This window comes from Halorarum halophilum (genome assembly GCF_013401515.1).
GTDB lineage: Archaea > Halobacteriota > Halobacteria > Halobacteriales > Haloferacaceae > Halorarum > Halorarum halophilum.
In genome coordinates this window covers 1,116,516-1,142,532 of the sequence record NZ_CP058529.1, presented here as the reverse complement: position 1 = coordinate 1,142,532, position 26,017 = coordinate 1,116,516, and the positions used below count along the sequence as shown (strand labels likewise).

The 26,017-nt window shown below is 63.6% G+C and carries 24 protein-coding genes, 1 tRNA gene and 1 pseudogene; 13 read left to right on the top strand and 13 right to left on the bottom strand.

Annotated features, from left to right (window positions below):
* Nucleotides 1-374: 374 nt before the first annotated feature.
* From HUG10_RS05990 to HUG10_RS05980, 3 genes are all read left to right on the top strand, one after another.
* Nucleotides 375-1,493 carry a DUF5794 domain-containing protein gene (locus tag HUG10_RS05990; protein WP_179168695.1) on the top strand — a complete coding sequence of 373 codons (1,119 nt, stop codon included), beginning with the start codon at nucleotides 375-377 and terminating at the stop codon, nucleotides 1,491-1,493.
* A gap of 98 nt (nucleotides 1,494-1,591) precedes the next feature.
* Nucleotides 1,592-1,813, top strand: a complete 222-nt coding sequence (locus tag HUG10_RS05985) for a DUF5795 family protein (RefSeq protein WP_179168694.1) — start codon at nucleotides 1,592-1,594, stop codon at nucleotides 1,811-1,813.
* 47 nt (nucleotides 1,814-1,860) lie between these two features.
* A tRNA-Trp gene (locus HUG10_RS05980) sits at nucleotides 1,861-2,038 on the top strand.
* Nucleotides 2,039-2,684: 646 nt separating this feature from the next.
* On the opposite strand, the gene HUG10_RS05975 is transcribed toward HUG10_RS05980, so the two are convergent.
* Nucleotides 2,685-3,395: a helix-turn-helix domain-containing protein gene (locus HUG10_RS05975; protein ID WP_179168693.1), complete on the bottom strand. Its 711-nt coding sequence runs from the start codon at nucleotides 3,393-3,395 to the stop codon at nucleotides 2,685-2,687.
* Nucleotides 3,396-4,181: 786 nt separating this feature from the next.
* Between HUG10_RS05975 and HUG10_RS05970 the strand changes: the two genes are divergently transcribed.
* Nucleotides 4,182-7,256: an MEDS domain-containing protein gene (locus HUG10_RS05970; protein ID WP_179168692.1), complete on the top strand. Its 3,075-nt coding sequence runs from the start codon at nucleotides 4,182-4,184 to the stop codon at nucleotides 7,254-7,256.
* A gap of 140 nt (nucleotides 7,257-7,396) precedes the next feature.
* On the opposite strand, the gene HUG10_RS05965 is transcribed toward HUG10_RS05970, so the two are convergent.
* A complete protein-coding gene (locus tag HUG10_RS05965) occupies nucleotides 7,397-7,849 on the bottom strand; it encodes a response regulator (protein ID WP_179168691.1) in 453 nt (150 codons plus the stop codon).
* Between the two features lie 308 nt (nucleotides 7,850-8,157).
* On the bottom strand, nucleotides 8,158-8,904 hold the full coding sequence (locus HUG10_RS05960) for a creatininase family protein (protein WP_246310221.1): 747 nt from the start codon (nucleotides 8,902-8,904) through the stop codon (nucleotides 8,158-8,160).
* A 453-nt stretch (nucleotides 8,905-9,357) separates the two neighbouring features.
* Between HUG10_RS05960 and HUG10_RS05955 the strand changes: the two genes are divergently transcribed.
* From HUG10_RS05955 to HUG10_RS05940, 4 genes are all read left to right on the top strand, one after another.
* Nucleotides 9,358-10,359 carry a two pore domain potassium channel family protein gene (locus HUG10_RS05955; protein WP_179168689.1) on the top strand — a complete coding sequence of 334 codons (1,002 nt, stop codon included), beginning with the start codon at nucleotides 9,358-9,360 and terminating at the stop codon, nucleotides 10,357-10,359.
* A 310-nt stretch (nucleotides 10,360-10,669) separates the two neighbouring features.
* Nucleotides 10,670-11,779, top strand: coding sequence for a hypothetical protein (locus HUG10_RS05950; RefSeq protein WP_218780651.1), 1,110 nt, complete (start codon nucleotides 10,670-10,672; stop codon nucleotides 11,777-11,779).
* Between the two features lie 136 nt (nucleotides 11,780-11,915).
* Complete coding sequence (locus HUG10_RS05945) at nucleotides 11,916-12,962, top strand: hypothetical protein (protein WP_179168688.1); 1,047 nt, start codon at nucleotides 11,916-11,918, stop codon at nucleotides 12,960-12,962.
* 451 nt (nucleotides 12,963-13,413) lie between these two features.
* Nucleotides 13,414-13,737: a HalOD1 output domain-containing protein gene (locus HUG10_RS05940; protein WP_179168687.1), complete on the top strand. Its 324-nt coding sequence runs from the start codon at nucleotides 13,414-13,416 to the stop codon at nucleotides 13,735-13,737.
* Between the two features lie 43 nt (nucleotides 13,738-13,780).
* Here the strand turns inward: HUG10_RS05940 and HUG10_RS05935 are convergent.
* Nucleotides 13,781-14,997 (bottom strand): annotated as a pseudogene (locus tag HUG10_RS05935) (ABC transporter substrate-binding protein).
* A 219-nt stretch (nucleotides 14,998-15,216) separates the two neighbouring features.
* On the opposite strand from HUG10_RS05935, the gene HUG10_RS05930 reads away from it, so the two are divergent.
* Nucleotides 15,217-15,873, top strand: a complete 657-nt coding sequence (locus HUG10_RS05930; protein ID WP_179168686.1) for a class I SAM-dependent methyltransferase — start codon at nucleotides 15,217-15,219, stop codon at nucleotides 15,871-15,873.
* A gap of 156 nt (nucleotides 15,874-16,029) precedes the next feature.
* Here the strand turns inward: HUG10_RS05930 and HUG10_RS05925 are convergent, their stop codons facing one another.
* Nucleotides 16,030-16,710 (bottom strand): alpha/beta fold hydrolase, encoded by a 681-nt coding sequence (locus HUG10_RS05925; protein ID WP_246310249.1) that lies wholly within the window; start codon nucleotides 16,708-16,710, stop codon nucleotides 16,030-16,032.
* 1,141 nt (nucleotides 16,711-17,851) lie between these two features.
* Complete coding sequence (locus HUG10_RS05920; protein ID WP_281375708.1) at nucleotides 17,852-18,298, bottom strand: DUF5518 domain-containing protein; 447 nt, start codon at nucleotides 18,296-18,298, stop codon at nucleotides 17,852-17,854.
* Between the two features lie 206 nt (nucleotides 18,299-18,504).
* On the opposite strand from HUG10_RS05920, the gene HUG10_RS05915 reads away from it, so the two are divergent.
* Nucleotides 18,505-18,732: a hypothetical protein gene (locus HUG10_RS05915; RefSeq protein ID WP_179168684.1), complete on the top strand. Its 228-nt coding sequence runs from the start codon at nucleotides 18,505-18,507 to the stop codon at nucleotides 18,730-18,732.
* A gap of 63 nt (nucleotides 18,733-18,795) precedes the next feature.
* Here the strand turns inward: HUG10_RS05915 and HUG10_RS05910 are convergent, their stop codons facing one another.
* On the bottom strand, nucleotides 18,796-19,026 hold the full coding sequence (locus tag HUG10_RS05910) for a DUF7385 family protein (RefSeq protein ID WP_179168683.1): 231 nt from the start codon (nucleotides 19,024-19,026) through the stop codon (nucleotides 18,796-18,798).
* A 135-nt stretch (nucleotides 19,027-19,161) separates the two neighbouring features.
* Between HUG10_RS05910 and HUG10_RS05905 the strand changes: the two genes are divergently transcribed.
* A complete protein-coding gene (locus tag HUG10_RS05905) occupies nucleotides 19,162-20,721 on the top strand; it encodes a hypothetical protein (protein WP_179168682.1) in 1,560 nt (519 codons plus the stop codon).
* Nucleotides 20,722-20,768: 47 nt separating this feature from the next.
* On the opposite strand, the gene HUG10_RS05900 is transcribed toward HUG10_RS05905, so the two are convergent.
* Nucleotides 20,769-21,521 carry a GTP cyclohydrolase III gene (locus HUG10_RS05900; RefSeq protein WP_179168681.1) on the bottom strand — a complete coding sequence of 251 codons (753 nt, stop codon included), beginning with the start codon at nucleotides 21,519-21,521 and terminating at the stop codon, nucleotides 20,769-20,771.
* A 204-nt stretch (nucleotides 21,522-21,725) separates the two neighbouring features.
* Here HUG10_RS05900 and HUG10_RS05895 point away from each other — a divergent pair, with 204 nt between their 5' ends.
* Nucleotides 21,726-21,869: a hypothetical protein gene (locus HUG10_RS05895; protein WP_179168680.1), complete on the top strand. Its 144-nt coding sequence runs from the start codon at nucleotides 21,726-21,728 to the stop codon at nucleotides 21,867-21,869.
* A 127-nt stretch (nucleotides 21,870-21,996) separates the two neighbouring features.
* Here HUG10_RS05895 and HUG10_RS05890 read toward each other — a convergent pair whose 3' ends face one another.
* The 3 genes from HUG10_RS05890 to HUG10_RS05880 all read right to left on the bottom strand — a co-directional run bounded on the left by HUG10_RS05890 (nucleotide 21,997) and on the right by HUG10_RS05880 (nucleotide 23,717).
* A complete protein-coding gene (locus HUG10_RS05890; protein WP_179168679.1) occupies nucleotides 21,997-22,395 on the bottom strand; it encodes an OsmC family protein in 399 nt (132 codons plus the stop codon).
* Between the two features lie 182 nt (nucleotides 22,396-22,577).
* Nucleotides 22,578-23,300 (bottom strand): metal-dependent hydrolase, encoded by a 723-nt coding sequence (locus HUG10_RS05885; protein ID WP_179168678.1) that lies wholly within the window; start codon nucleotides 23,298-23,300, stop codon nucleotides 22,578-22,580.
* Between the two features lie 78 nt (nucleotides 23,301-23,378).
* Nucleotides 23,379-23,717 (bottom strand): hypothetical protein, encoded by a 339-nt coding sequence (locus HUG10_RS05880; RefSeq protein WP_179168677.1) that lies wholly within the window; start codon nucleotides 23,715-23,717, stop codon nucleotides 23,379-23,381.
* 149 nt (nucleotides 23,718-23,866) lie between these two features.
* Between HUG10_RS05880 and HUG10_RS05875 the strand changes: the two genes are divergently transcribed.
* Nucleotides 23,867-24,604, top strand: coding sequence for a fumarylacetoacetate hydrolase family protein (locus tag HUG10_RS05875; RefSeq protein WP_179168676.1), 738 nt, complete (start codon nucleotides 23,867-23,869; stop codon nucleotides 24,602-24,604).
* A gap of 68 nt (nucleotides 24,605-24,672) precedes the next feature.
* On the opposite strand, the gene tpiA is transcribed toward HUG10_RS05875, so the two are convergent.
* Both tpiA and HUG10_RS05865 read right to left on the bottom strand, forming a co-directional pair.
* Nucleotides 24,673-25,317, bottom strand: a complete 645-nt coding sequence (tpiA, locus tag HUG10_RS05870; protein WP_179168675.1) for a triose-phosphate isomerase — start codon at nucleotides 25,315-25,317, stop codon at nucleotides 24,673-24,675.
* Between the two features lie 54 nt (nucleotides 25,318-25,371).
* Nucleotides 25,372-25,899, bottom strand: a complete 528-nt coding sequence (locus tag HUG10_RS05865; RefSeq protein WP_179168674.1) for a multiprotein bridging factor aMBF1 — start codon at nucleotides 25,897-25,899, stop codon at nucleotides 25,372-25,374.
* Nucleotides 25,900-26,017: the final 118 nt, after the last annotated feature.

Genomic DNA, 26,017 nt, shown 5'->3' with positions numbered 1-26,017 from the left:
GGGTTGCCCGAACCGACGGTTCGTACCGACGTTCCGTCGGTGACCGGCGGAAGAATCTAACGAATCGTAAAGTGAGTACATATAGGGTGTCGACGTTCTTCGTGCCCCGTGCGCCCGAATCCCACACAACGCTTATTGCCACATCGTGGGTTTGGTGGGGTATGGACTCCGTGTCCCACCTCGGTGCACGCACTGCCGGTCAGGCGAGCGACGTCTCCACGCTCGCGACATTTTTCCGGCAGGCGAAACCGACAGGGGAACGCGGAGCGACGGGCTTCCGGTGGCTCGCTCGATTCGGGTTCCGTACGCACGCGCACACGGACTCGCCTCCAGGCCACTACCGCGCCCCCGGTGAGGCGCACGACTATCGATAGATGAGCACGTCACGACACCCGATCGCCCTCCGCCTCGAGCAGCGCGTCGGCGGTGCGACGCGTCTGCTCGCGACCGTGATGGGCCTCCCGCTGATCGACGGCATCTTCCCCGCGCTCGTCATCGCGGGGGCGCTGACGGTCCCGTTCGGGATCGTCGAGACGGGGCTCCTCATCTTCGGGGGATCGGCGACGATGGCGGTCGTGCTCGCGGAGATGGAGGGGACGCCCCGACAGAAGGCGTTCTCGATCCTCCTGCTCGGCGCCGTGATCGTCCCGGTCGCCGTCGCCGAAGCAGCGCTTGCACATACCATCCAGAGCCTGCTCTCCGAGACGTTTCACCGCTTCGCTGGACTGGTCATCCTCGCAGTCGCGGCCAAGACGGCGAGCGCGGAGGTCGGCGAGTACCTCCCGCGGCCGGGCGCCATCATCGCGCTCGGCCTGGTGGCGAGCTTCGAACCGAGCGGCGCACAGCTTTCGGTGAGTCTCGACCCCGGCCTGCTCGCGCGGGCAGGGGCCGCGGCGGGGGTCGGCGTCGGCTTCGCGCTGGCGGTGGCGCTCGCGGGGGACCACCTGCGCGACAGGGTCGACATCGACCGCTTCCGCTTCGGCTCGGCGGTCGCGCTGGGAATGCTGTCGCTGTCGGTGCTGGGGCTCCTCCCGACCGATCAGCCCGTCGCGCTGGGCGTGCTCTGCGTGACGGCCGTGTTCTCGTACGATCCGGACGCGTCTGGCGAGTCGAGTTCGACGTCCGAACCCGTGTCCGGGCCGGGTGCCGCGACCACCGACCTCGCCGGGCACACCGGTGCCGCCTCGAACACCGACCTCCGCGGGGATGCGGGTCCCGCCTCGACCGCCGACCTCGGCGGAGATACCGGGGCTGCTTCGGCCACTGACCTCGACGGCGGCACCGGTGCCGCCTCGGCCACGGACGGCGGCGCGGACGGTCTCCCGACCGGCGCCCATCCGGCGGGCGGCGCGTCCGCGGGAGCGGGGACCGGGACGGACGACGAGGACTCCACGGCCAGCATCGACCCCGTCGACGGCGGGGGAACCGGCGACGACGGAACGGACTCGGGGTCCGACTCCGACGAGGGGCCGAACCGGGCGCCCTGGCTGTAGTTCGGCTCGTCGGACGGCGGTCGGCGCCGCGGTCGGTCGACGACGGCGCGGAGGGGGCCGACCGCGGGCTTTACCTCGGGCGCCCGTCTTCCACCCGTATGAGCAATCGCGTCGTCGAGGGTCGCATGGTCACGCCGAAGAAGTTGGCCGAGATCGTCGAGGGCGACTCGGTGATGGAGGCGGAGGATATCGAGGACGCGGACCGACAGTGTCCCGAGTGCGGGGGAGACGTGATCTCGGTGGGGTACATGCCCTCGGTTACCGAGTTCGTGACGGGGTTCAAGTGTCAGGAGTGTCCCTGGCACGAGACCGACCGTTGACGAAATCGAAATCCCTTTACGGGATTCGGGGCAAGAATCGGGTGCGAGGGGTCGTGGCCAAGCCAGGCATGGCGACTGACTCCAGAGGCTGACCGCCCGGTGACGAACTCCAGACTGATATACCGAGCGTCCGACTGATCATCGGCCGCGACGACGACCCTCTGGAGAACCGAGGCGCGAACCGGAGATATCAGTCGATCGGGGGTTCAAATCCCTCCGACCCCATGTTGTTTATATATTGAGCGACAGCGGAACTCCGGAGATTCTCGACTCAGACGGTTCGATGGTGCGATCTGGAAACGCGGCTTAGACCGCGTCTCAATTCTTGCGGGAAATATGAGGGGTACGGGTCATCGAGCCGGTTCGACCCCCGATAATCTTCTCGGAGGTGACGTCCGTTGAGCTCCGGCTCATCGGGCGGGGCCCTCGCACACGCGAAGGCGACCTGCCACGATGTCGAGGAGCTCCAACGGTGGAGGCGACGATTGAGACGGGGGTCGTGATCAGCTGGAACAGGGTCCACTCACCGTCGACGGGTGGGGCAGCGAACCAGCTGACGCCGGTACGGCTCGCCACCAGCACCGCCGCCGGAACACCGAGTTTGAGACGGTTCCCCCGGACCGTCCCAATGCGATATAGAAGGTTACCTGCCATACTAGGCCGAGGGCGAGGTAAGCGAGGGTCAACAGTAGTCCGGTCCGGCTTGCGAACCGACGGAATCCGCCAGTCAGGGAGGAACCGATGTTCAGGGACACACCACATCCACCGCACCCCTACCATCTTGAAGTATCGATAGGTTTCTGACACAGAAAACTGGGACAGCGTATATGTCGGCCGACAGGGCGCGGGTGGACGAACTTGCGATGTAAGTTCACCGAGAAGCGTCCGATAGGTCACGATTTCTGGACTTTGGGACACGGAAGGACGACGGCTCCAGCGCCAGCGCCCGTCCGACAAGTGATGCGAACCCCCGGCGAAGGCGAGCGGAAAACGCCTGGTGGGAGATCCCGAGTTCCGCAGCGACGTCGGTGAGATTCGTTTCGCGTGGGACGCTGAAGTAGCCCAGCCTGTCGGCCAGTTGCATCGCCTCCCACTGTTTGGCCGTAAGCCCGTACTTGGCCCCGGCCTTTCCGTCCACCGCACGGATCGATGTGACGTCGAACGTAATTGCGTCCGCGTGCAGCGCGTCAACAGCGGCTGAAACGTGGCTTCGGGACGGATAGAGGATCCGGAACGACCAACCCTCCCTCGTCCCGGTGAGGTTCAGGAGCGAGCCAGACGTCCGCAGCAGTGACCTGAGTACCACCGGAACAGTCGTGTTCCAGTCAATCCAGTAGAGTGACTCGCTCGCCGATTCACTGAGGAGCGTTGCGCGCTCGACGTCCGGATCGGTCGAAAGCGTCGCCTTCAGCGGTGCGGAGCGCGCTCCACGGACCCAGACGAACGGTAGTTCCCTCTCGGAGCATCTGTGGGCGAGCTGTTCGAACACGAATCGCGCGTCGGGAATCTCCCGGAGCGTCCGGTGGAGGACGAACTCCTCGGGGGGAAGGGCGAGAGTGACGATACTGCTCGCTTCGCTCACCGTCCCCTCGCGAACTCGGTTTCCAGCGTTTCCTCGACGGTCCCGTTTTCCAGCGCACCCATTACTGGTCGAAACCGCCGCTGGTGTCCACGTTCACCCGCTGTGGGCGTCTCGGATTACGGTGCTGGGGCTCGTCCCGACAGCAGTTGCGTTCGGTCGTCGCCGCTGGGTTCGAACTCGGTCTCTCGGCAGATTTGAAAGCAATCGGTGTCGATCGGCTGCGGCTGTCTTCTATCTCGTGGTGTGGAGAGACTAGCTCCTCTGCGAGTCCTTCGCTCGCACCCGTCAGCTCACATCTGGAACGCAACACTCCACGAGCCATTGTCGAGTATCCAGCCGGATTTCAATTAAGCGTTTATGCGATATAACATGTAATTATGACGACCCCTTCCATCGACCCGAATGGTGGGACTGGACTCCGGAGAGCCGCCGTCTACTTCCGATGGCGGCAGGGAGACTCGTTCATGCGTTGTCCCGGCGTATGCGGTTGGCCCAGGTAGTATCGGTGACCTGGCGTCGGTCGCTGTATTCTGCTCCCCGCGCGATTTTCTCGCTTCCGTACTCAGCAATTCCCCGTCGAGATGGTGATGAACGCCAGTGTCGGTAGCTGTACGTCTCCTATCCGGGCTAGTTTGGGAATTTCTTTCCCGTGGTTGTCGTTCCCGCTCGTATCCGCTTTCAACTCCATGCAGACAATCCTCGTCTCGGGCGGTGAGGGAACGATGATCGTATCACTTGGCCAGGCGATGACCAACGTTATGAATCTTCGTGGGATACACCTGGTCAATGAATTACAAAGTCGAGCGCAGCAACCATCGGAATGCGCCGAGCCGTGAAAGCGGCCTCGAGGGGCTGCGCCAGGGCCCGGAGTTCCGGGGCCCGGTCGACTCTCCCGACGACCACGAACACTCGAACGACCATTTCGCGCTCGTCTACGAGAACCGCGAAGAGCAGTTCGCGTCCGCGATCCCGTTCATCCGTCAGGGCCTCGAACGCGGTGAGCGTTGTCTGTACGTCGCCGACGACAACTCCAGGGAGGACGTCCTGAAGGCGATGCGGGACCACGGCATCGACGTGGATGCCGCCATCGAATCGGGTGCGCTCACTGTCTCCACGCCGACGGACACGTACCGTCGAACCGGCGAGTTCGATCGAACGACGATGCTGGAATTCTGGGAGGAGTCACTCGAAGAGGCGAAGGCCGAAGGGGGGCACACGGGGCTCAGGGCGGCCGCCGAGATGACCTGGGCCCTCGACGGGGACACGAGCACCGACGACCTGGTCGAGTACGAGGCCGTACTCAATTCGCTCTACCAGGACGAGGACTACGTCGTCCTGTGCCAGTACAACCGAGAGCGGTTCCCTGCTGCGGTCATCCACGACGTCATCAAGACCCACCCACTCGTCATCTCCGACGGGACAGTCTCGCAGAACTTCTATTACACACCGCCTGAGACGTTCTTCGGTTCCGAGGTAATGGAGACGAAAGTCGAGCGCATGATAGAGACGCTGCAGAAACGGACTGAGGTGAAGGTGGAACTGCAGGAGCGACAGGAGTACCTCGAACGGGTGTTCGAGAGCAGTCACGACGCCATCCTGATCGTCGACCCTGGGGCGGACGAGATCGTCGACGCGAACCCGGCCGCGACCGAGATGTTCGGCTACACGCACGACGAATTGCTGACACTCGGTCCCTCCGACGTTCATCCCGACGAACTGGATCGGTTCCAGGAATTCGTCGAAGAGGTGTTCGCGGAGGGCACTGGATGGATAGATGAACTCACCTGTCGCACCAAAGCCGGAGGTCGGATGCCGGCAGAGATCTCCGCGTCACGGATGGAATACGACGGCAATTCGGTCGTAGTCGCGGTGGTTCGCGACATCAGCGAACGCAGGAAATGGGAACAGGCCCAGCGGAGCCTGTACGAGATCACGTCCGATCCAGACCGTCCGTTCACCGAAAAACTCCATGCGGTCCTCGAGCTAGGCTGTGAGCAGTTCGACCTGGACCTCGGTGGGGTCGCCCGGGTTGACCCCGAGACCGACCGGTTCGAGGTGGAGACGATCAGCGGCGAGCACGACCACCTCGTGCCGAACGAACAGTATCCGCTCTCGGAGACCTACTGTCGGTTGACCCTTGGCGAAGGAGAGACCACAGAGGTAACCGATCCAGTCGGCCGAGGATTCGAAGACAAACTCTGCTACGAACGGTTCGGCGTCCGGGCGTACCTCGGAACCTACTTCGAAGTTGAAGCCGGCGACGGCCGGACGTTCTTCTTCCTCTCGGACCGGCCCCGAGAAGAGCAGTTCTCGGATGCCGAACGCACGTTCCTCCGCCTGATGGGGCAGTGGGTGAAGTACGAGCTCGAGCGCCACCAACGAGAACAGGAACTACGCGAGCGTACGGAACACCTGAGTGCGATTGTCGAGACCACGCCCGAGTGCATCAAGACCGTTGCCGCCGACGGGACGTTGCTTCAGATGAACCCCGCAGGGCTGGAGATGGTGGAGGCGGACTCGGACTCCGACGTGATTGGCAGCTGCGTCTATGACCTGATCGCTCCCGAACACCGCGAGGAGTTCCGCGAGTTCAACGAGCGGATCTGCCGGGGTGAACGCGGAACCCTGGAGTTCGATATCGTCGGTCTGGATGGCACGCGCCGGCACATGGAGACGCACGCGGCCCCCCTGCGCAGCTCCGACGGGACGACCTCACACGTGGCGCTGACGCACGACATCACCGCACAGGTCGAACGTGAACGCGAGCTCGAACGGGCACTTGACTTACTCGAGAAGACCGAGCGTATCGCGGACGTCGGTGGATGGGAGATCGACACTCGGACGATGGAGGTGTTCTGGACCGACCACATCTTCGACCTTCTGGAGGTGTCTGCGGATGAGGAGCCGCCACTGGACGATGCGCTCGACATGTACCACCGGGCGGACAGGCCGATCGTCGAGGAGGCTGTCGAGGAGGCGCTCGACTCCGCCGACCCCTTCGACGTCGAGGCGCGGATTCGTACGGACAGCGGCGACGTGCGCTGGCTTCGCATCCAGGGAGTGCCGGAGACCGTCGACGATGATGTCGTTTCGCTCCGCGGGGCAGCCCAGGATATCACCGAGCGCAAACGGCGCGAGCAACGGTTAGAGGTGGTGATCGATAGGCTCGAAGCCTCGAACAGCCGCCTCGAGCAGTTCGCCTACGCCGCGTCCCACGATCTCCAGGAACCCCTCCGGATGGTTTCGAGTTATCTCAAGCTCGTGAGGCAGCGATACGCCGACGATCTCGACGAGGACGGCGAGGAGTTCATCGAGTTCGCCGTCGACGGCGCCGAGCGTATGCGCGAGATGGTTGAGGGGCTGCTCGCGTATTCGCGGGTCGAGACGCAAGGCGGCCCGCTCGAACCCATCGACCTCGACGCCGCATTCGACGACGTGTTGGCGGACCTCCGGATTCAGATCGAGGAGACCAACGCCGAGATTACTGCCGACGAGCTCCCCTGCGTAACGGGTGACGCCAGCCAACTTCGCCAAGTTTTCCAGAACTTGCTCGAGAACGCGATCACCTACAGCGGCGACGAGCCGCCACGAGTCCACGTGTCTGCCGAACGCGATGGCTCCAAGTGGAAGGTGTCAGTTTCCGACGAAGGAATCGGCATCGAACCGGAACACCGTGAGCGCATCTTCGAGGTGTTCCAACGCCTCCACACGAGCGGTGAGTACGATGGGGCCGGTATCGGCCTCGCGCTCTGCGAACGGATCGTCGAGCGTCACGGCGGCGAGATCTGGGTCGAATCCACCCCCGGCGAGGGGGCGACGTTCTCGTTTACGCTTCCTGCGATACAGAACCCCGATCGGTAAGCAGCGCTGGTTACGGGCCAATCGACTCGCGAGATCGTCCGGGTAATAGCGCACGCTCGAATCACGTCGAAACAGTCGACGGAAGGCCACTGGAGTCGGTGCAGATGCCGACGAACGCAGTTTGGCTACGTGGACGAGTTTCACCCCTCGGTAGGCGGCAGGTGGACGATCTGAATCCAGAACTCGCTGATCGTCCGGACGAGATCGATGAACTCCTCCGCATCGACCGGTTTCGTGAGGTACGCGTTCGCGTTCTCCACGTAACTCCTGACGATGTCCTCGTCGGCAGTCGAACTGGTGAGGACGATCACGGGAATGGGTTTCAACTTCGGGGTCGTCCTGATCTCCTCGAGGACCTCCTTCCCGTTTCTCCCGGGCAGGTTGAGGTCCAGGAGGACGATGTCCGGTCGCGTGGCGTCCTCGAAGTCGCCTCGCTGGTGGAGGAAGTCGAGCGCCTCACCGCCGCGCCTGGCGGTGTGTAACTCGTTCTTCACGCAGGCGTCCTTGAACGCCTCTTCGGTGAGTCTGACGTCACCTGGATTGTCCTCGACCAGGAGAATATCGACCATCTCCTCCGAGGGGGCTCGACCCATGGATTAGCTGTGTTGCTGGACTCAATTATAGGCCGAACAGCGTTGCACACTCTACGGACAGTTGGTCTCACTTTCGCAACGAAAAACACCCGCGCAGTCGTGCGATTTCATCTCTTCGCAGATAATGGCTGCCCACTGTCAGACCGACTTCACGACTATGGCGGTTCTGACGCTGTGAAGTGAACAGCATGGTAGCATCCATGTTCGGGGACTCGGTGGCTCGCGGCGAGGGTCGGACGTTCGTTCATACCAGGTGGTCCACCGAAGGCTAGGATGACTCTTCGCACGTCGTATTCCAGCCGTCTTTCTCAGTCGTCCGCCTCGAGCGCATCGACCAGCGAGCGGAGTTCCGCGACGGCGGCGTCGACGAGCGCCTCCCCCTTCGCTTCGGTCGCGACGGTCGGATCACCGATGTTGCCCGTGTCGGTGAGTTCGGCCATCCGTTCAGCCGTGAGCGCCCAGCCGACCTTGTTGTCGCCGAGTGCGTCGTAGTCGGTTAGCGGGAGCGACTCCTCCGGGGGGTCCACGCGCTCTGCGCGGTCCATGCGAACGAGTTCGGGCAGGAGTTCGAGCATGATGCTGGTCTCGAACTCAGAGGCGTGAAAGGACACCTCGCCGGTCCGGATCTCCTCGGCGACCTCCGCGAACAGCTCCACCAGCGGTGCGTGGAAGGCCTCGATATCGTGTTTCGTCCGGAGTTCGCGGACGACGACCTCCAGTTCGGGGTCCTGGGCGAGGTAGTGGCCGTTGAGCAGGACGACGTTCTCGATCCCCCACTCGCCGGCGGACGCACAGATATCGGTCACGAACCGCTGGAACGTCTCCGTCGACACGGTGAACGTCCCGGGTTTGAACATGTGGTGCGGACTGACGCCGTACCAGATCGGCGGGGCCAGCAGTGCGGGGCTCCGCTCGGCGACTCGCTCCCCGACCGCTTCGGGCATGTAGACGTCGACGCCGAGTGGAAGGTGATGGCCGTGTTGCTCCGTGTTCCCGACCGGGACGAGGAGCGTCGACGTCCGTTCGACAGCCGCGTCGACCTCCTGCCACGTCATCTCGGCGACTCGATACGAATCATCGGTTCTCGATGTCGAAGCCGGGGATTTCTCGGTCATACTGCCCGTCCACCGCGTGGAACCCTAAATCCGCCTGAAGCCGAAGAGACACTCACCATGGCTCAAGGTCGCCGATCGATCGGTTTCGATGTGACGAGTCCGGCAGCACCGGCAGAACGCCTCCTCGTTCGGAACCACGAGTCCCCCGTTGAACGATTCAGGCGAGCAAATGCGCATTCAAGGCTTAAGCGTCGCGAGCGATTACCCTCGGAGAGGCGCCGGTCGGGTTCGAAACGCGTGCAGGCGAGGAGGCGAACTGAGAGGCTAGATCATGTCCCATACTAACTCGAAGAACCATCCCGAGACGATCTCGGTCCGTGACGTCCAGCGGTACTGCTCACAGATCCACGTTCCAGCCGGCGGGTTAGCTGGTAATCCTCACGTCGAGTACCGGTGACGATACTGTACACCATCCTCGGTATCGTCCTTCTCGTCGCAGTAGTCGTCGATATCCTCTGGACGACGCTCTGGGTCGACGGCGGTGCTGGCCCGCTCTCCTCCCGGCTATCCAACGGGATTTGGAACCTCCTTCGAACCGTCAGCAGTCGGCACTCTCGAGGTCTCAGCCTCGCTGGCCCAATCATCCTGATCTCCTCGCTCATGATGTGGATCGGGCTGCTCTGGATCGGCTGGACGTTCGTCTTCGCGGGCGGTGAGAACGCTATCATCGACACCCGCGACGGGGGCCCGGTTACCTGGACTGGACGGCTGTACTACGTCGCCTACACCATGTTCACCGACGGAAACGGTGACTTCACTCCGAACGGGGGCGTCTGGCAGATGGCCTCCTCGTTCACGACGGGCAGCGGGATGCTCTTCGCGACGTTGGGCGTCTCGTACATCCTCTCGATCCTCGGAGCGGTCGCGGATAAGCGGGCGTTCGCGAACAGCGTCACCGGGCTGGGAATGCGAAGCGAGGAGTTCCTCCGGTCGGGATGGAACGGCGAGAACTTCAACGACTTCGACGACGTGCTCGATACGCTCTCCGCGGACCTGAACATGCTCGCGGAACAACACAAATCCTACCCGATCCTCCATTACTACCACAGCGAAGGGGAGGATGAAGCGTCACCGATGGCCGTCGCGATCCTCTCCGAAGCGCTGACGCTCCTCCACTACGGGGTTCCGGACGAGAAGTGTCCGAACGGTGCGCTCGTCGAGACCACGCGATCGAGCACTAAGGACTACCTCCAGACACTCGACAACGCGTTCATCGAGCCAGCCGAACAGGCACCGCCGGCGCCGGATCTCGACCGGCTCCGCGAAACCGACATCCCGACGGTCGCCGACGAGGACTTCGCCGAGGCGATCCAGGAGATGGACGAGTCCAGGCGGAAACTGCTCGCAGCAGTCGAAGCCGACGCGTGGTACTGGCCGTCCGAGAGCGATGAGTGAGACGAGTCCACGGATCTCGGGACGGTGCCGCTCCTCGGGCGGCCGACGATACGCCGCTGGGAGGTGAACGCCCTCCCCGACGACACGACTGCTCGCGAACCGTACTCGGCGTCGGTTCGATCGGGAGACCGTGAACCCGCAATCCCGGCGCCGGCATTCGGAAGTGGTGGGAGCAGGAGCTCTCTTCCACGATCCTGTGTACCACTAACGGTCGGAGAGGGAGTGCAGTATTCTCGGTCGATATAGCGTGAATTTCGGCGTGTTTCCAGTCCCAACAGAGGTAAAGGATGGGGGTGTATCAGGTACCGTAGTGTCCGATACAGCTGGGACGTCGCCCCAGAACCGACTCGTCTTCACCGACGGTGGGGATGACGATGCGGCAGGCGACGGCGACGGGGATACTCCGAGCGATACGATGCGCGGCCGGATCGGGGGAAGCCGGTTGAGGACGTGGGTGCTGTTGAACGCCAGCCGGTGGTTCGTGGCGGCCCTGTTCTCGCTGTCCATCTTCGTGGTGATCGTGGGGGCGAGTTTCCTCGATCTGGCTCCCATGCGCAAGGTCGTCCGGAATCAGACGGCTCTCTGGTGGGTCTTCTCCCCGCTCATCAGCGCCGTCATCACGGGCGTGACGCTCGTGGTCACGTTCACGCAGCTAGTTCTCTCGCAGGAACTCGGCCCACTGGGGGACCAGCGCGACCGGATGAACGGCGCCATCGAGTTCCGCAACGATGTCGAATCGTGGCTCGATGTTTCACCGGCACCCCCGGACCCCTCCTCGTTCATGGAGGCCGTCGTCGACGGAATCCAGGACTACGCCAGGAACCTCCAGACCGCGGCGGACGGGTGCGAGGACGAACCGACACGCGAACAGGTGAACGACCTCGCCGAGAGCCTCATCGAACACGCGGCGGCCGTCGGTGAGGGACTGGAGGACGCTACCTTTGGTGAGTTCGACGTGCTCTACTCGGCGCTCGATTTCAACTACTCCTGGAAGATATACGAGGCGAATCGGCTCCGTACCAAGCGCGCCGACGAACTCGACGAGGATACCACGGAGGCGATCGACGATATCGTCGAGGTCCTGAAGTTCTTCGGACCGGCCCGGGAGCACTTCAAGACCCTCTACTTCCAGTGGGAGCTGATCAACCTCTCCCGGGTCATGCTCTATGCAGCGCTCCCCGCACTCGTCGTTACCTTCCTCGTCCAATTCTACGTCTCACCGCACTCGTTTCCGGGTACGTATCTCGGCGTCGACGGCCTGGTCTGGATCGTCGCCTCGGGGGTGACGGTCGCTCTCGTGCCCTTCTTCCTGCTGACCTCCTACGTCCTCCGTATCGCGACCGTCGCGAAGCGAACGCTCGCGATCGGCCCGTTCATCCTCCGGGACACTGACCGCTCGGAGGACATCGACTGGGAGTGAGCCGATTTCAGCACATCGGGTACACCCGAAAACTGCGGTAGGGTCGTCGTTGATCGATTCCGTCCACTCGTCCGGGTTCGTCGGGATCTCGACCTGCCAGGACAACACTCTTTGTGCCGTCGAAACCAGTTCGAATATGGATTCTGCGGAAGGGGATGGAACTCCAGAGCCGTCCGGCGAGAACTTCGCCAGACGGGTCAGTTCTCGGAATCGGGTTCTCGAATGGGTGCTCGTCGACGGCAATCGACTCGTCGTCACGTTCATAGCCACAGTGCTGTTTCTGGTTCTGCTTCTCGTTTGCTACAGTCTCGGAGTGATCGCGTTCGCGAACGCCAATTCGATCACGCGGATGGCCAGCGGGATGATCGCGGGGACGTTCTCGCTCGTCACGCTCGTCGTCTCGGTCAACCAGCTCATCCTCTCGCAGGAGTTCTCCCCCGCTGGCGAGTTTCGTGACCGACTCGGCGGCGTCATGGACTTCCGACGCGACGTGGAGGGCGTGACCGGGGTTCCCGCGGCCCCGGCAGAGCCCACCCGCCTCCTCGAACTGCTCGTCGCGGCCGTACGCCACCGTGCGGACGTCCTGGCGGATACGGTCGTCGAGCACGACGAGGAGTCCGGTGAGCGGGTCGTCGAGTACGCTACCAGTGTCATCGACAGCACCGAGCGGATCGAAACTGCCCTCGACCAGAAGGGCGTCACCGCGTTCGACGCGCTTTCGGCAGCGATCGAGTACGACAACGATTGGCAGCTCTACGCGGCGAGACACCTGCAGAACGACACGTCCTCGTTCTCGGGGGAAACGGACCACGCGTTCGACGAACTGATCGAGGCCTTACAGCTCTTCAATACGGCGCAGGAGCACTTCAAGACGGTCTATCTTCAGCGAGAACTCACGCGGTTCTCACAGCTGACGATCTATACCGGCGTACTCGCCCTGCTGGCGGCGATCCTCATCATCCCGCTCTACGGGGACCTCGGCGGTGCAACCATCAGCCCCGCGTACCTCCCGTACGTGGTCTCACTCCTCGCTACCGTCGTCTTCGTCCCGCTCGCCCTGCTCGCGTCGTACATCCTTCGGACGACGACCGTCACCCGGCGAACAGCCGCTATCGGGCCGATGCTCCCGCAGAAGGATCCGGAGGAGGGCCCGTTCGAAGTCTCGTATGAGGGGACGGACTGAATTCCGAACATCAGCACCATGGGAGGACCCGGGTTGGCGGCGAGTACGCCCGGTTATCGGTTCTTGCAGTTCTACCCGTGCCTCAGTGGATTGTTCGCCGGCGTCATTTCGAATACGACCGCCTGAAGACCTGATAAATAGGGCGTCGCAGAATGGTACCGAAAACGATCGCGAGTGGAAGGACCGTGTGAAACGTTTCCTGATCGAGCGTGAGTGGTGGTACAATCGGAAGCAGTCGTCGAGGTTCCAATTTCGTCGAGTGGCGATGCACAGCGTTTGTTCGAACACCGAACTGGAAGTCTCGTGCTCTGATTTTTCGGTTAAAGGAACGTGAGCTCAACCGTCATGCGAGACCGTGGTATTTCCTTCAACATAACACTTAGTCCGTCGCCGATTTCAAAAGCAGTAACCGGGGCACATAAATTAAGTATCACTCTAATAGGCAATCCGTATGAAGTATCAGATGAATTCGGGTGAAGCAGTAAGTACTGCAGTCATCCAGGCCGTAAGTACGGCCGAGAACACCCCCGTTCAGTCCCTCCCACCACTAACCGAATCGGTCGACCCCGATGCACTATACAACATATTCTCCCTCCAGAACGGGAAAACCCCCGATCGGTGGGGGTCTACTTCGTTCACGTTCAGCACGTCGCTCGTCACGATAAGCCACAGCGAATACATCGAAGTCACCCCGATGACGAATGCTGCACCAGCAGCGGACGCCGGAACCGAATATAGCGGTACGCAGACGGTCCAGTCGGAGACACGGCGGTAGCACGCAAGGTACTTCATCCAATCAGTGGTGGCTGAACCAACTGCTACGTGAACCTGCTTTCTCCGAACTCGCCCCAGATGATGGCGGCGACGCGCTGACGGTCGAAGAACTGCTCCGCCGGCGGGATCTCGGGATACGCTCCCTCGACGTACGTCGGCCATTCGCCGAAGGTGTCCGGATAGAGCTGCTTGGCGGTCATCTCAAGCTGGAAGAGGTTGAGAACGGGGCCCTGAAAGCGCGCACCTTGCGCGTAGATACGGTCGTTTCCTACCGCGGTGAGTTGCTGTCCGACCGGGTCGTCCCCGAGCGACGTCCGGATGTCCTCCATATCGGTTCCGGGGCGCATCCCCCCGAGGACGAGGAGGACGTCGGGATCGGCTTCCAGCAGCGTCTCCATTTCGATCTGTGTACCGGAGGACACGTCCCCCCTGAACGCGTCGACCGGTCGGAGGGGGCGTGTGTGCGCGGTGAGGAATCCGGGCGTGTTCACGTCGTACACGTACGGCGTCGCCGGGTCGGAGAACTCGCCCATGACGACGGTCGGGCGATCGGACTCGGGCGGCAGATCCGCCTCGATAGTTGCGAGTACGTCGTCGTGAATCGCCGCCAGGGCCTCGTACCGCTCGGATTCTCGGAACACCTGCGCGACCTTGCCGAACTGCTCCCAGAGCGTGTAGTACCGGTATCGGTCGGCGAGATGTGCCTGTTGCTGAAGTGGTTCCCGAACCAGGGGCCGATGGTCTCACGGACCTCCTCGAGGTCGGACGTGCTCCAGTTGCCGAGCGCGAGCACGCTCGACGGGTCGGCGAGGTGAACGTCGCTGTCGAGTTCGTACAGCTTCTCCACGCTCGGCTCCCACGAGGAGTACAGCCCGCTCCAGTCGAGCGAGACGCCCGGGAGGCGTGCGGTGAACTGGTTCCAGAGGTCGTTGTAGTAGTCCGGCGCGTGCATCGCGTTCACGTCGTTGCCGCGCCCGAGCGCGAACGCCATCCCGGCGAGGTGCGTCAGGCGCGTGAAAATTGTCCGCGGTACCACGTCGAACTCCACCTCGCCCATCGGTGCCATCGAGACCGTGTACGAACCATGCGTGGTCGTACGGGCGGATGCCGTCGACGCCGAGGTCGCCGGCGCGGACGTCGTCGAGTCCGCCCCGTCACTGCTCGCACACCCGGAGAGGAGGTTCCCGACGAGAACGGTACCTCCGAGCTTCGCGTAGTTCCGTCGGGTCGTCGTTCTCTCACTCCGATCGTCCCGCTCCATGTGGATTAGGCCAACCTAAAACATAAATGGGTCCTGTCTTTTAGGTGTGCCTAAATCGGGGGCGTTATCGAGAGCCGGGGAGCCTGGACTCGTCAGGGGTTCGCACTTCATAGGTTCGACGAAGCAGGTGAGCCATCTGATCTCTGGAATTGAGACCGAAATCTGTTCGCCGGACTGCCTACTCCATTAATAGCCGTGGAACGGAACAGCAGGCCCCATATGTCCGAAAAACTGTCGGAACTGGAACGGTGGCCGGGGAAAACGGTCGGTGAGATCAGGGATGCGTACGACGAGGAGGAGGCCAGGGGGTTCACCCGGTTCGGCTGGCTCCTCCACCTCGTTACCGGACGTTGGCGTCGGCCGCAGTTCTCCGGAGCGGACGGACGGGTTCTCGACGTGGCATGCGGCACCGGCGTGAACTTCCGGTACGTCCCGGAAACGGCCGACATCGTCGGAATCGACGTCAGCCCCGACATGCTGGAGTTCGCCCGCCAGGAGGCGGCCGACCTCGGGCGGGAGTTGGACCTGGAGCGGATGGACGCCCAACACCTGTCCTTCGAGGACGATTCGTTCGACACGGTGATCTCGTCGTTCTCGACCTGTACGTTCCCCGACCCGATCGAGGCCCTGAACGAGATGGCCAGGGTGTGCAGGCCCGACGGGGACGTTCGACTCCTGGAACACGGGAAGTCGCACTTCGGCCCGTACGCCAGGTTCCAGGAGTGGCGGTCGGAGTCCGAGTACCGGGACGTCGGATGCAGGCTGTTCGACGACCCCACGGAGGTCGTCAAGCGGTCGGAGTTAGCGGTCGAGGTCGAGCGCAAGTGGCATCTCGGCGCGATCACGGGCATCGTCGCTCGTCCACCGAAGGACTGAACGTCACGGGGGCCAGTCCGTCCTCACGCCCGAACTCGTCACCGTCAGTTCGCTATGAATCCAGCGGGAGGTTCGCGGTCGACGTCTCGGCCGGTCCTGATTTTGTGCCCCCAACCGAGTCGACCGACGGTCCATCTTCTCGTTCCACAGAAGAAGTCATCCGGCGAGGAAATCCCGGATCGCGCCGTTGAAGAACTCGGGGTTATCCCAGGGGGAGGCGTGTCCGGCGTCCGGGACCTCCCGAACGGTCGCATCTGGGATCCCGGCAGCCAGCGTCGGGACGTGACGGCTGATGATCGACGATTCGTGTTCGCCGTAGAGGATCAGCGTCGGGACCGTGATCGAGGCGAGGTCGACGTGCGTCCTGTGGAAGGACGTGACGGCCTTCAACGCGTTGACGGCGGCGGCAGTGTCCATATCCGGGAACGCCTCGGGACGGAGACTCGTTGTGTCGTCCCCCTCCAGTTTCCGTCCGAACCACAGCATGAGGGCCTTCGCCCGGACGTATCCCACGAGGCGGACGAATCCGATTAGCGCGTTGACCAGCACGGTCCGCTCGATGCAGTCCCGCAGGCTGACGAACGCCGGAGTGAAGGTATCGGCGAGTACGAGGCCACTGAGCTGATCGGGGTATCGGCTCGCGTAGACCTGGGCGATCATCCCGCCCATCGAGACGCCACAGAGAATCGGACGGTCGAGCCCCGAGGCGTCGACGAACGCGTGGAGGTCCTCGGCCAACTGGTCGATCGAGTACGACGCGTCGTGTGGGTTCGTCGTGTTGCCATGGCCCCGGAGATCGTACGCGACGGCGGTGTACGCGTCGCTGAACGCCTCCAGTTGCCGGTCCGCCGCCGTGCGATCGGAGAGGGCGCCGTGGATGAAGACGATGGGCGGCCCTCCCCTCGCAGTTCGTAGCAGGTCTCCATATCGCCGATCTGAACCGTTGGCATCCGATCGTCCCTACGTCTCTACTCGAAATGAAGTTGCCGTGGCGTAACACGAAAGCGGGTACGACCAATCGAGGGTGACCGTACCGGCAGTTTCCGCGCTACTCCTTCGGATATGGGAGAGGACTGGATGATAGATATGCGAGTCGCGTTCGGAACGGTCGCTCCTGACCTACCCTGTCGCTACTACGGGTCGTCCACGGAATGCAGAGGATGTTTTCGGCATCGCAGCGGCGATATTTCGGCGAGTGGACCTCGAACTAGGCACTTGGAAGAACCTGCGAAGGTAGCGCACGAACTCTCCTGGGGCTTACGAAGTACTGGTTGACGTGGTTGGCATCGTGGTCGACTCGTTCCGTTCGTCTGGGGTCGTGACGGTGTGGCCACCAGCATCCACGTACTCCTCCCTGAAGACGGTATCACACCCCATGAACAAGATGGAGGTTTCTGACACTTCCGCGTAAATGACGATTGGCCGCTCGCCCGTTGGAGCCTCTGACTCTGGACCACACCCCTCCACAGTCAACGTAGCCCGAGATGGTTCCCCGTGTGGGGGTGCCGCCTCGAATCGATACTCCACACCTTGTTCGAAGAGGTCAGGAAACTGGAGGATGACGCCGCCCGGGACCTCGTACCGAGCGTTCACGAGGGTCTCTTGCGGTTTCGAGGTCCGGTAGACGGCGACGTGAATCGCTCTAGTAGTCGAGCCGCTGTGTAGTAACAGGTCTTCGTATCCCGGTTGCCCCCGCTCCGCCGTGTGTGTGGCTGATTGTGTCTCGCCTCCTGACGCTCGTCCTCCTCCGAGACAACCCGAGAGCGTAAGTGAGAGGAGGCCAGCTCCGTGTCCCAAGAAGCGGCGCCGATTCATAGCAGAGAGAGACAGGAATCTGTCAAGTACTTTTTGCCGATCCAGTTCACCTGGTTGTATCTGGCTTCGGTGAATGCTTCACCCATGATGAAAGTCCGGAAGGCCGACGAATCCCGAATGTGAGTGACGAACCGCTCGACGTGAGCAGTCGACTGCCAGGACGTCAGGCACTCCCGGGAACCGCTCGCCGTCTCTCGACGTTCCTGGCCAGCCAGGCGCCGACGATGCCGCCGAGGAACCCCGGCAGCGCGGCGATACCGATGACCACTACACCGGCGAATCCCATCAGGATGGCTCCGGCGACAGGCGACGACCACGCAGTCGCGAACGACGTTCCGAACTCCACCAGCGCGGGGAGAATCCAGACGTATCCCGGCACCCCACCGACCACGCCAGCACCGATTCCCGCGTGCACGGCTCCCGTCGAGTTCCGCTCGGCGAGATAGCCGGCGATGAGGCCCCCGAAGAGGATCATACCTGTCGAGAAGTCCGATCCCATGCCGGACAGCCAGTACTGGCCGACCGTGAGCGGCATCGAGGCGAGGCCACCGACGAGCGCGTACGTCCACGTCGGGGTGAGAGGGGAAGTGGGGAGGGCACGTCGAGACATCGTTCCTAGGTCGATGTGTCGGCCAGAATGATGTAACTGTTCCTACGAATCGGCGGGTAGACCAGAGGTACTGACCGTCGAGGGCGACGAACGACATCCTTCCCGAGAAATCCCGACGCGAACCGAAGCGACGAGCCACGGGAGGGATCAGGACGGCCTGGGAGAACAGTTACCTATTTCACCAGGTCCCGCTCACGCCCCAACGGATGCGCCCCGTCCGAGATTTCGTCGACGATCGCGCGAACCACCTCGGCGTGGTCTTCCTGTTGCTGACCACCGCCCTCGTGTACGAGATGTACGCCCAGTCGTCGTGGGCACTCTCCGGCCTGTTCGCCGCGCTGTTCCTCTTCGTCGCCTGCCTCTACTGCTTCGCCTGGGCCGCGTTCCTCCGATCGATGGACCCGGACAGATCCGTCCTGGACTACATCGCGTAACGCGATCGGTTCCGATCACGTACGTCCCCAAGCCCGCCCGGCGCTTCGTGGTGCGGGCGACGGCTACTGGCCGTGGGTGAAGATGAACGCCTGTCCGTCGTCGACGCCGACGCAGAGGTCGAGCTGCTTCGTGAGGTCGAGGCTGGTCGGGTTCTGCTTGCAGACGACGAGGTCGTCGAACGGCTCCCCGCAGGCCGGGCAGGCGACGGCGACGGTGTTCTGGAACGACTTGATCGCCTGGTTCTCCTCGCGGGGCGTCAGCGACGACAGGAGTTCGTCGGTGTCGAGGTCCATACGGGCGAAACCGACCGGTGCCTAATCAATCTCGCGGGCGTGTGTGTCGCCGTCGAGGTGCAAGAAACGGCGGAGCGCCGAATCGCGGCCCGCCCTCCGGAGCACCTAAGGCCCCCGGCGTGTCGTCGTGGTATCATGACCGCCGTGGAGGACGTATCGACCGACCCCGTCGCCCGCGGCCTCGCCGGCATCTTCGGGGTCGCCGCCCTCCTCGCCGCGATCCACTTCCTCGTGCCGGCGGGCGTCCAGGAGCAGTTCGTCTTCCGGCACGCCGCCCCGAACCCCATCACGTTCCTCACCGCCGCGTACCTCCACGCCTCGGACGCCCACCTCCTCAACAACGTCGTCGGCTTCCTCATCGCCGCGCTCTACACCCTCGGCCTCGCCCTCGCCGCGGACCACCGCCGCTGGTTCTGGCGCGCGTTCATCGCCACGGCCCTGCTCGTCCCCGTGCTGGTGAACGCGACCGAGTGGGTGATCTTCACGCTCCAGTACCCCGATGTGAGCGCGGTGTCGCGGGGCTTCTCCGGCGCGGTCGCGGGCTTCGCCGGCACGCTGCTCGTCGCGCTGTACCTGTTCGTCCGGTCGCGGCACGGCCACCAAGTCGCCTACCTCGCCGGCCTGTCGATTTTCCTGCTTCTGTTCCAGTTGATCGACCTCCGGTACGCTGGCACCGTCCGACCGCTCGTCGCGGGGCTGATCCTCCTCGGAATCGGCCTCGTCGCCGTCTCGACGCTGTACGAGTACAACACCCGACTGAGGGACGTGGCGGTCGGGCGGGAGGAACTGTGGACCGTCGGCGCGGTGCTGTTCGTCGGGGTCGTGGTCGCGTTCGTCGTGCTGGCGCTGTTTCCCGCGCCGGAGAACGTGGTGTCGGACGGGACGTTCGTGAACGTCTATTCGCACGCTGCGGGGTTTCTCTGGGGTCTTGTGATTGCTATTCTCATTTCGGATGCTGGAGTAGTGAAGTTTGCCCGGTCATTCGCAGATTCGATGTCAAGAGGAACTCTGCTAATTATCATCCTCATCTCCGAAATTCTCATATTTTCTCTTTCGATTGATTTGTTAAATGCGAGCGGTATTACACTATTTGGGGTTCTCGGCATCCCCGTGCGGAAGCCAGTCGATGGGACTGTTGCTCTACTTTTTTCGATATTCTTTCTGATCGGATATGTTGGGGCGTATAATAGATACAAGCTTGTACGAACATACACCAAGGGGATCGCTAGGTGTGGTTGGAAGATAACTGCTAGACCAAAGAGAGAAAACTTGACGATTTCAGAACGGCGTGTCTGGGACAAGAAGGAAGAGGGATATCTGAATACAGCTAGTCGACGATTTGGAACGTTTGCATTCCTCTTGATTCTCCCTTGGATTCTGAGCTTTCTATATCTGGGTGAGTTCAATTTCAACGCAATAGCCGCGATCTACGTAATCACGGGTATACTCACCGGACGACTTGAATCCGGTTTTAATCGGCTAATCGTCAGGCGAAACTCTAAAAAACGAGCTGAGAGCGAGGTTGTTAGTATTATTTCGTCTCAACAAGAGGCCTTTCTTCTTATTCTCGGGGCGGCAACCCAAGCAGGTGCTCAATTTTTAGATACAAATGAATTTGTTGGACTTCTCGTTGTTCTCGTGCTTTTGGCAATTCTTTTTGTGATTGCCTATATTCTTGCTGCAAAACTATATTGAGTTGGTTCAATCACGCTATCTTGCCCGTTGCAATTGTAGGATGAGAATTAGGCGAACTCCACAAGCGTCCCCTCGTACCGACAGTCCTCCAGGGCGTGCTTCGCACCGATCCCCGCTTCGTGAGCGGTCGCCCCGCGCCCGACGCCGACCTTCAACTGCACGCCGGCCTCCTCGGCGACGTGGTCGATTGCGTCGTGGTACTCCTCGACGCTTAGGTCCGGGCAGATGGCGATGATGTTGTCGCCGCCGACGAAGAAGGAGAGCGCGCCGTGGGCCTCGCGCATGTAGCGCATGAGGCTCGCGTACCCCTGCTCGATCTCGATGAACGTGTCGAACTCGTTGAGGCGGTCGGTGTACTTCCCCGTCGCGTCGTTCACGTCGAAGTGCGCGATGCGGAGGTCGCCGTCGCCCGAGTCCTCGTGGAACTCGCCGCCGAGCACCTCGGCCCGGTCGGCCGACTGGGCGCTGCCGGCGTCCTGCACGCGCTCGGTGGCGGTCTCCAGCGCCTCGATGGGCACCTCGTCGACGCCGACTCCGAGGCTGATGGTCACGGGGTAGCGGTTCCCGATGGACTCCTGGAGGAGCGCGTGGTCGGTCCGGTCGAGGCCGTTCGTGGCGGCGACCATGTTGTCGAAGCGAGTGAAGAACACGTAGCCGTCGCGGGAGCCGACGAATTGCGCGAGGTCGGCGAACAGCCGCGACTGGAGCGTCTGGAGGTCCATCTCCCTGCGGGGCTCCGGCGTCACTGTCCACGGCCCGTAGTTGTCGATCTGAATGAGCGTCAACTGCGTCGCGGTCACGGTACCGGTGTTCCGACCGCTCGACACATACGCGTTACCCTTCCCGATTTCGAGATACGGGGGTTCCGCCGGCCGAACGGGATAGAATCGGGATTGGAGCCCCGCCGGCCGCGGGGCGCAACGCGGTTTCGGTCACGACGGCTAACTATCGCGGTTGGTATTGTCTGACAAAGGTTTATACCTCAACGCGTGTTACCCTGTAACATGGAAGAACGCGATTCACCGTACGTCTTCCGCGACGAGACCGAAGGCCGCGTCGGCGACCGGGACCCGAACCCGGAGGGCCAGGACGTGGTTATCATCGAGGGTCGCGCGATGACGTACCGAGCGTACCGCGGGGCCGAGTAGGCCCCACTCCGCCGGCCGGCGCTGCTAGACGTGGTTCCTCGAGGATCGAGAACGGCCGAGCGGCGCGACCGCCCGTCGAACGACGCTACTCCACGACTCGACCGGTAGGTTCCGGTCGGAGAGCGCCTCAGAACGCGTCGGCGTGGGCCGTGATGTCGGCGTGGAGCCCCTCGCGGAGCGCCGAGTGCACGTGGCAGATGTCCTCGCCGCGCGCGACGAGGTCGTCGAGCGTGTCGTCGTCGAGGTCGGCCTCGACGTAGAGGTCGAAACTGATGCGGGTGAGGTCGTCGTCGTCGTCGAGGTCGGCCTCCGCGTCGATCTGGACCTTGCCGAGGTCGTCGTGGCCAGCCTTCTGGCCCCCGGCGCGGAACGCCGGCAGGTAGCAGGACGCGTAGTCCGCGACGAGCACCTGGTTGGCCGTCGGGCCCTCATCGCCGGTGGCGTCGACGGTGATGTTGAAGTCGCCCATCTGGCTGTCGCAAACGTACCCCTCTTCACAGACCGTGGTGGTCTCGATGTCGGTCATAATGCGTCCGGTTCGTTGGCACGCGAGGGGCGTAAACCTTGCCGATGCGGTATCGCGGAGTGGACGACGGCGTGACGAACGCGTCCGCAAAAATCGTGCGCGAAGAGGCGGAAGCGCGGCCGTTCGGAGGGGTGTGAACGCCGTCCGGGACGCCGACACGGCTCCCGGTCGTTCGGGGGTCGCTACTCCAGCGTGAACGTCTCGTCGCCCGCGAGCACGTGGACCTCGGCGTGGCTCCCGGTTGCCCGAACCTCGCGTTCGAAGTCCTCCGTGTCGATCTCGATGGGCGGGAACGTGTCGTAGTGCATCGGGAACGCGTGGTCCACGTCGAGCCAGTCGACCGCGATGGCCGCTTGAGTCGGCCCCATCGTGAAGTGGTCGCCGACCGGGACCGCCGCGGCGTCGGGTTCGAGGAACGGCCCGATGACGTCGCGCATCTCGGACATCAGCGAGGTGTCCCCCGCGTGGTAGAACGCGGTCGCCTCCTCGTCGGACTCCTGGGTCGGCTTGCTGTCGGAGATCACGTAGCCGGCGGGCATCCCTCCCGAGGCACCGTAGCTCGTGTCCATGCCGTTCGAGTGGTCGGCGCGCACCATCGTCACGAACGCGTCGCCGAGTTCGACCGTGCCGCCGAGGTTCATGCCCGTGGTGTCGTCGACGCCGTACTCGTCCGAGAGGTAGCTCGTCAACTCGGGCGTGCCGACGAAGTGGGCGCCGCGATAGCGGTCGACGTCGGCGATGTGGTCGGCGTGCCCGTGGGTCAGGAGGACGTGGTCCGGGTCGAGTTCCTCCGGGTCCGTGTCGGTCTTCGGGTTGTCGAAGAAGGGGTCGACGAGCAGGTCGGTGTCGCCGAGCGACACGTGCCAGGTGGAGTGGCCGTACCAGGTGAGTTCGAGTGCAGCCATAACGGGTGCCCGTTCGGGCGATGGACACATAAAATCCGTCGCCGCCGGAGGGTTCCAATCCCCCGTCGCCGGAGGTCGCTACTCGTTTGCCGAGTCGGGGTCCGCGTCCGTCACCTCGACGACCTCGGCTGATTCGACGTACTCGGTCCCCCCGTCGATTCGGAGCTGGATCGTCAACCCCGGTAGCTCGGAGTCCTCGCGGTCGTCGATGGATGGGAGCGAGACGGCCGTGACGCCGTCGCGGGTCACCGAGCGACGCTGGATCGTCCGCCCCCCGTACTCGGTCCGCTCCCACTCCTCGCCGGGCGCGTCGGTCCCGAGGTACGCCTCCTCGTCCCGGTCGGGGGAGACCTCGCCGCCGCTTCGGACGGAGTCGGTCGCGTCGTCCTCGCGGTACTGGTGCAGGTGGACGAGCATGGGATGAAGTCGCACGCCGAGGGCTTAGTCGTGTGGGCCGGCGCGTCGAGATGGTCGTATCGCCGCGCCGGCCGGCCAGCGGAGTGCCGGTACAGGTCGACCTCGCCGGACTCCCAACGACTAACCCCCGACCGCCCGACCACCTACCAATGCGATACGCCCGCATCAGCGACCCGTCAGGCAGCGTCCGACGCGGCCCGTACGAGGATGGTACCGTCGAGACCGCCGGCCGATCCTTCGACGTCGACGACCCCGACGTCGACCTGCTCGCCCCCTGCGAGCCGAGCAAGATCGTCTGCGTCGGTCGGAACTACGCGAAGCACGCCGAGGAGATGGGCAACGACGTTCCCGACCGCCCCCTGCTGTTCCTGAAGACTCCCAATACGATCGCCCCGCCGAACTCGACCGTCCCGCTCCCGGCCGGGAAGGAGCGCATCGACCACGAGGCCGAACTGTGCGTCGTCGTCGGCGAGCAGGCCCGGAACGTCGACGCCGAGGACGCCTGGGACGTCGTCGAGGGGATCACCTGCATGAACGACGTCTCCAACCGCGACGACCAGAACGAGGAGCAGAACTGGGTGCGCGGCAAGTCGTTCGACTCGAGCGCCCCGCTCGGACCGGTCGTCGCCGACGTCGAGCACGTCCCGGACGACGCGTCCGTGAAGCTCCGGGTCAACGGCGAGGAGAAACAGCACGGCAGCCGCGACCAGTTCATCTTCGACGTGCCGACGCTGATCGAGGAGATCACGACGTACCTCACCCTCGAGGAGGGCGACGTCATCGCGACCGGGACGCCCGACGGCGTCGGGCCACTCGAGGACGGCGATCGCGTGGAGGTCGAGGTCGAGGGCGTCGGCGTCCTCGAACACGACGTGGTCGCGGAGTAATCGACGGCGAACCCCCCTCGGGGGAACGTCGCCTCGCTTTCCGACACCCGCGCTCCCGTGAGCGACGCTCAGATCCCGGAGACGAGATCGCGCAGGACAGCCCGGGGGTCGTCGGCCTTCGCGACGCCGCTGGCGAGCAGCACGCCCGAGGCGCCGAGATCCGCGGCGGCCGATACGTCCTCGCCCGAGGAGACGCCGGCGCCACAGAACAGGTCCACGTCGTCGTCGACGGCGGCGACCGCGGCCGCCGAGTCCTCGACGATGGCGGGGTCGGCCGAGGCGACCGAGACATCGCCGCCGATGAGCTCCGGCGGTTCGACGGCCACGGCGTCGGGGCCGAGCGCCGCCGCCGCGGCGGCTTGGTCGGGGTTGTTCGCGCAGACGACCGTCTCCAGGCCCGGCCGGTCGGCTGCGACGAGCGAGCCGTCGATGTCGGCCAGTTTGATGCGGTTCTCCGAGTGGTTGAGGAGCGTGCCGACCGCGCCCGCGTCCGCGACGGCCTCGGCGAGCGTGCTGCCGGTGTGGCTGCCGTGCTCGACGGGCGAGACGTGCTGGGCCCACGTTTCGACGCCGGTGTCGGCGACGGCGGCGAGGTGGGCGGCCTGTGGCGCGACGGCGATCCGCGCGCCTGACTCGTCGGCGACGTCGCGGGCGGCCTCGGCGACGGCGACGGGGTCGCACGGGTACGCCTTCAGGTTGACGAGGACGAACATACAGGAACCGCGTGCGTTCGGAAGAAAGGCGTGGCGGTTGCGGCGCGAACGCGGCTAGTCCTCGTTGCGCTTGACCACGTCGCCGAGGGTCATCGACCCGGAGGACTCGGAGGACCACTCGGACTCCTCGGGGTCCTCGCCCTCGACGAGCGAGATGTCGAGCGCCCGCTCGAGCTTCTTCTGGACGTCGTCGCTGGGGAGGATCTCGCCCCGCTCCAGCTTCCGGATGACGCCCTGCTTCTCGTTGAGCTCCTTCGCCAGCTCCTCCTGGCTCAGGCCGGCGCGCTCGCGCGCGTTCCGGATGCGCTCGTCGTAGTCGGTGGCCATCGTGTCCATCTCGTCGAACATGTCGCGCCGCCGGCGCGTCGACGATGACGACGAGGAGGTGGACGACGACGAGGCCGAGGAGTCGCCGGAGGAGGAGGACGTGGAGTACTTCGTCGACCCCGAGGAGCCGGACGACTCAGTCCGGACCTCGGTCCCGAAGTCCTTGCAGTCGCCGCAGAGCTCCAACTCGGCGCCCTCGACCTTCGTCGTGGTCAGCGAAGATTTCTCCGCGCCGCACATCTCACACTGGGGCATACCGGACGTAGCAGTCACCCGTTGATAAAACGTGCGCCCCACCGGCACGCAGAAGCCGGAGGGGACCGTCGACGCGGACTCGTCTGGTCGATGTCACCGTCTACTGTCCGCATCGATC